At 46.8% G+C, this 3,872-nt stretch carries 5 protein-coding genes; 1 reads left to right on the top strand and 4 read right to left on the bottom strand.

Annotated features, from left to right (window positions below; translation table 11 throughout):
• From PHR02_RS13210 to PHR02_RS13195, 4 genes are all read right to left on the bottom strand, one after another.
• Positions 1-1,315 (bottom strand): copper oxidase (locus tag PHR02_RS13210; protein WP_299992729.1); only part of this gene is annotated, 1,315 nt, incomplete at its 3' end.
• A complete protein-coding gene (locus PHR02_RS13205) occupies positions 1,315-2,658 on the bottom strand; it encodes a TolC family protein (RefSeq protein ID WP_299992727.1) in 1,344 nt (447 codons plus the stop codon). The genes PHR02_RS13210 and PHR02_RS13205, both read right to left, overlap by 1 nt.
• On the bottom strand, positions 2,652-2,855 hold the full coding sequence (locus PHR02_RS13200; RefSeq protein ID WP_299992726.1) for a hypothetical protein: 204 nt from the start codon (positions 2,853-2,855) through the stop codon (positions 2,652-2,654). The genes PHR02_RS13205 and PHR02_RS13200 overlap by 7 nt, the downstream gene beginning before the upstream one ends.
• On the bottom strand, positions 2,852-3,190 hold the full coding sequence (locus PHR02_RS13195) for a copper-binding protein (RefSeq protein WP_299992725.1): 339 nt from the start codon (positions 3,188-3,190) through the stop codon (positions 2,852-2,854). The genes PHR02_RS13200 and PHR02_RS13195 overlap by 4 nt, the downstream gene beginning before the upstream one ends.
• A 206-nt stretch (positions 3,191-3,396) precedes the next feature.
• Here PHR02_RS13195 and PHR02_RS13190 point away from each other — a divergent pair.
• Positions 3,397-3,872, top strand: a 476-nt coding sequence (locus PHR02_RS13190) for an ABC transporter substrate-binding protein (protein ID WP_299992723.1), incomplete at its 3' end; no start/stop codon positions are given.

Genomic DNA, 3,872 nt, shown 5'->3' with positions numbered 1-3,872 from the left:
TCCCTTTAGGATGGTTGAACCATCCCGGATCGCTGTAATCTCCATGAGGCTGATTGCGACGCACTTTCACTACCGTAAACATCCCCCCCATCTCGATGGGGCCAAATGGCCCTTTCCCAGTCATCATCGGTAGCGTATTTTCAGGGAGTTTCATCCCCATCTCCGCCATATCCTGCATCTCTGCCATCCCGTTTTTCCCCATCGGCATATACATGTAATCAGGCATTAAATCACTGATCTTTTCGGTCAAATCATCTTGTTTCACCCCGATCATATTCGGAACATTATGCCCCATCGGTCCCATCGTGTGGTGGGATTTATGGCAGTGAAACGACCAATCCCCCTCCTCGGTGGCTATAAATTCGATGGCGCGCATCTGTCCTACTCCTACATCGATCGTCACTTCAGGCCATCTTGCACCTTTTGGAACCCATCCTCCGTCGGTGCAGGTCACCTCGAATGGATGACCGTGCATGTGGATCGGATGGTTGGTCATCGTGAGGTTTCCTACCCGAATACGGACACGATCACCGACACGAACATTCATCGTCTCTATACCCGGAAAAACACGGCTGTTAAAACTCCAGATATTAAACTCAGTCATCGTTGAGGGATTGGGGGTATACGTTCCCGGTGCGACGTCGTAACTGGCAAGTAGAAAACAAAAATCCCGATCCACTTTATGCAGTTTAGGATTTTTCGGATGGACAATAAACATCCCCATGCACCCCATTGCCATTTGTACCATCTCATCGGCGTGGGGATGATACATAAACGTCCCGCTCTGACGTAAGGTAAATTCATAGACGTATGTATCCCCCGGAGCGATCTGCGGCTGGGTCAAACCGCCGACTCCGTCCATCCCGTTAGGGAGTATTAAGCCATGCCAATGGATCGTCGTGTGTTCGGGGAGTTTATTGGTCACAATCAGCCGTATCCTATCACCCTCCACCGCTTCGATAGTAGGGCCAGGAGAGGTACCGTTGTATCCCCAGCAGTTCACTACCATCCCAGGGGCAAACTCCCGCACTACCGGTTCGGCGATAATATGAAACTCTTTCACCCCCTCTTTCATCTCATAGGGCAATGTCCAGCCGTTGAGGGTCACGACGGGATTATAATTTTTCCCCTCTTTGGGGGTAATCACCGTTGCAGGTGAGAGGACCCGTTTGGGGTTGTTGACGAGGGTAAGCTGTCGCTTGATCCCCCCATGTGCAGCGTGTTCATGTTCAGATGCTTTAAGGTTCGGACTCAATGCTGCGGATGCAATCAATGCCGCACCCAAACCTAAAAAATCGCGTCGATCGGATGCCATTACAATTTCCCCCCTATCGTGTATTCCAAATCGGCTTCTCCTTTTTGGTATTCTCCCCGCGCTTCAAGCGCTTCTATTTTGGCTTCCCCTGCTCGGCGCTGATCTTCGAGCAGTTCATAAATACCATCCAACATTCCGTTGTAAAAGAGCTGTGTCTCTTCCAAAATTTGCTGATTGTTTTTGACGATCACCTCATCATACTCTTTTGCAATATCATAGCTGTATCGGTAGTGTCCGTATCTCTCACGCACCTCTGAGCGGATTGTGACCGCTCTCTCGTAGAGATGGTGGACACTTTGATTATACATCGCCTCTGATTTGCTCACCCGCGCTTGTCCAAAATCAAATATGGGGATGGGGAGTTTTATCCCAAAGGTATTAAACCGCTTTTCACCCGTTGTTTTTTCACTCTCGAGTGAAAGTTCCACCTCATCCAAAAGACGAGTATTTTGTGTATATCCTGCCTGCATTGCGGCGTAATCTACCGATTTGATCGCACTGCGCATATCAAGACGGTTGGCGATGGCACGTTTTTCCAATCCGGATTCTGTGATCACGCTCTCCGTAGGCTTAAGTGGTTCGGTACTCAACGTATAATGGGTTTGCTCCCCATACAAACCCAAGAGGGTATTCAATGCTTCCCGCGCTGAAGCATTTTCGCGAGCAAGCTTCATCGATTCGATACGAGCATGCTGATAAGCATCTTGAATTTTGAGCATTTCACGTTTGGAGAGGTTCCCCGCTGTGTATTGGCGTACTGCTAATTGCAAAGATGCTTCATGTGATTTTAGAATCGATCGGTTGAGGGCAACTTTCTCTTCCGCTACACGTGCATCCACATAGCTCTTCTTTGCATCTCTTGCACTGCGCAACACACTATCCCCGACGCGAAACGTTGTCTCTTCGAGTGCTAATCCGCCAAGTTCACGCCGCAAAGGGATCCAAAGAAGGTCTAAAAAAGCTACTTCTACGCTTAATGTGGAAGTAGTGATCCCATTAGCTCGTCCAATACTGTAGCCCAAAAGCGGATTACGCATCAAACCCGCTTCAACCAATTCACTTTGGGCTATCCCGATCTCTTCATACATTTGCTGTAAGACACGGTTATTGATCAGCATAATACGCACAGCGTTTTCCTGTGTCAAAGGTGCTGATAAAAGGGCTCGGACACTCTCATCCACCATGGCTGCTTCTTGTGCCGTTTTGATCCATTGAAGATTGCTAATCCCCCGCTCGCTTGCCAAATTTTCTAAAGAGCTAAAAGCTTCCTTTTGAGTGAGTGTGGAGCATCCGGTGAAGAGTATGAGTGCTATAATGGATACACTGACGGTTTTGGCTACCATTTTTTTGCCCCTCCGTGCCCCGTGACGTTTTGATCCTCTTTTTGAACACACCCCTCATCCGCGACATCAACCGATCCCGGAGGAGACATATAAACGCTTCTACCCTCAATGGCATCGCTCGATACAGGTGTCGAAACATTCACATCTCCAGCATAGCCGATGATCCCGATTAGAATGAGAACGAGGATACGGTTCATTGTTTTTTCATCCGTACAATAATATTCTTGCCCTCTTTTTGAATAAATTCAAAATTCACTCGATCACCCACTTCCAACGGATGGGTCAGCTCATGGTCACTAACCTCAAACGCCATATTCATCGAAGGCCATTTGAGCTCAGGAATCGGATCATGAAAGATACGAAGAGTCTCATGATTTTGGGCTAATGATTTCACCATTCCGGTTGCATGGATCGTTTTTTCACTCACCATGGAGTGTTGCTGATGATCACGATGTTCATCTCCCATGGCAAAAACTAAGCTACCCATCCCCAACGCCGCATAGAATAGTGCACTTGATAACTTTAATTTCATTGTGTGATCCTTTTTTAGCTATTTACCAAAAGTGTATCACAGCCGCTAAAGAAATAATTTAATCAAATAATAACGGTATTAATAGATAGAAAATAAAAATATCACTAAACAACAAAGTGATTATTTTTTAATCAGCAAACTGTATCTTATTCGGACTTTTTACTCTACAATTATTTCAGACAAAATAGTCTTAATAAGGAGTTCCCATGAAAAGCTTGAATATTTTAGGAAAAGGTGCGTTAGTGTTATCACTAGCTGCTTCCATAGCGATGGCTGCACCAGAGAAAAAAGATCTCAAAATCGGATTTATCCCATTGACCGATTGTGCAGCTTTGGTTATCGCAAAAGAAAAAGGGTTCTTTGCCAAACACGGCTTGAACGTCGAATTAAGCAAAGAGGCTTCATGGGCAAACGTCCGTGACAAAATGACCGTCGGAGAGCTCGATGCATCTCACATGCTCGCCGCTATGCCGATCGCGACTACGCTCGGTGTGGGAAGTACCAAAAAAGATATGGTTGCCCTCATGGCACTCGGTCAAAACGGCGATGCGATCAGCGTATCGAACAAAATGTATGACGCGATGATGGCGGCAGACCCTGCGGCTACCAAAAAAGGGTCCGCCGTAGCACTCAAAAAAGTGATCGCTAGCAAATCGATGGGGGTTCCTGAGTTCGGGATGAC

It is taken from the genome of Sulfuricurvum sp. (assembly GCF_028688295.1).
Lineage (GTDB): Bacteria > Campylobacterota > Campylobacteria > Campylobacterales > Sulfurimonadaceae > Sulfuricurvum.
The sequence above is the reverse complement of the archived record's forward strand: the minus strand, read 5'-3'. Positions and strand labels throughout refer to the sequence as shown.

Bases quoted from the DNA above. Each gene is read 5' to 3' on its own strand.
- PHR02_RS13200 (WP_299992726.1), bottom strand. From the start codon at position 2,855: ATGAACCGTATCCTCGTTCTCATTCTAATCGGGATCATCGGCTATGCT.
- PHR02_RS13205 (WP_299992727.1), bottom strand. From the start codon at position 2,658: ATGGTAGCCAAAACCGTCAGTGTATCCATTATAGCACTCATACTCTTC.
- PHR02_RS13195 (WP_299992725.1), bottom strand. From the start codon at position 3,190: ATGAAATTAAAGTTATCAAGTGCACTATTCTATGCGGCGTTGGGGATG.